Origin of the sequence: Alloyangia mangrovi, from assembly GCF_002300555.2 — a bacterium.
Lineage (GTDB): Bacteria > Pseudomonadota > Alphaproteobacteria > Rhodobacterales > Rhodobacteraceae > Salipiger > Salipiger mangrovi.
On sequence record NZ_NTHN02000134.1, the window covers coordinates 1 to 1,361 of the forward strand.

Sequence of the window (1,361 nt, forward strand, 5' to 3'; positions counted from 1 at the left end):
ATGAACATGGCGATGCTGATCGGCCTGCTGTCGGCCATCGGCGCCACGCTCACCCTGCCCGGAATCGCCGGGATCGTGCTGACGATGGGCATGGCGGTGGATGCCAACGTGCTGATCTTCGAGCGCATCCGCGAGGAGCTCCGGGTCGAGAAATCGGTCTGGCGCGCCGTCGGCAAGGGCTTCGACAACGCCTTCTCGGCCATTCTCGATTCGAACCTCACCGGCCTCTTGACCGCCGGTCTAATGTTCTGGCTCGGCTCGGGCCCGGTGCGCGGCTTCGCGGTGACCATGGGGCTTGGCATCCTGACCTCGATGTTCACCGCCATCTTCGTCACCAAGCTGGTGCTGCAGAGCTGGCTCGAATGGCGCAAGCCGCGGACGCTGCGGATGACCGGGCTGCTGAGCCGCCTGCCCGAGAAGACCTCGATCAACTTCTTCCGCGCGCAATACGCCACCTTCGGCGCCTCGGCGCTGGCGGTCGTGGTCTCGGTCTTCCTGATCGCCAGCATGGGGCTCAACCTCGGCATCGACTTCAAGGGCGGCACCAGCATCCGCGCCGAGACGCACCAGACCCTCGACATCGGTGCCTACCGCACCGCGCTGGCGGGGCTCGGCATGGAGGACGCGGTGATCACCGAGGTCTTCGATCCGTCCTTCGCGCCGGACCAGCACGTGGTCTCGATCCGCATCGGCGCCGAGGACGGTGATGCCGCGCTTTCGCAGGAGACGCTGACCAAGGTGCAGGACGCGCTGCACCAGGCCGATCCCGGCATTGCCTTCACCTCGGTCGAGACGATCGGCGGCAAGGTCTCGGCGGAACTGCTGTGGATGGCCCTGATGGCCGTCGGCGCGGCAACCGCGGGCATCCTCGTCTACGTCTGGTTCCGCTTCGAATGGCAGTTCTCGGTCGTCGCGGTGGCCGCGCTGATCCACGACGTCGTGGTCACGCTCGGGGTCTTCTCGCTGTTCCAGCTGAAGGTCGACCTGACCATCGTGGCGGCGCTACTGACCATCCTCGGCTACTCGATCAACGACACGGTGGTGGTCTTCGACCGGGTGCGCGAGAACCTCAGGAAGTTCCGCCAGATGCCGCTGCGCGACCTGCTCAACCTCTCGGCCAACGAGACGCTGAGCCGGACGCTGATGACCTCGCTGACCACGCTCGTCGCCCTGATCGCGCTCCTTGTGCTGGGCGGCGACGTGATCCGCGCCTTCGTCTTCGCGATCACCTTCGGCATCGTCGTCGGCACCTGGTCGTCGATCTACGTGGCCAAGAACATCGTGCTGATGCTCGGCGTCGACCGCCGCAGCCGCGAGGAGCGCGAGGCGGCGCTGGCCGCAACACACGGCTGATCCATGGC

Annotated in this window: 1 protein-coding gene; it reads left to right on the forward strand. The window is 66.4% G+C overall.

The genetic code is table 11. The features are described 5' to 3' along the window. A partial coding sequence (gene secF, locus CLG85_RS27075; RefSeq protein ID WP_260350389.1) for a protein translocase subunit SecF occupies nucleotides 1-1,353 on the forward strand: 1,353 nt, incomplete at its 5' end. Nucleotides 1,354-1,361: the final 8 nt, after the last annotated feature.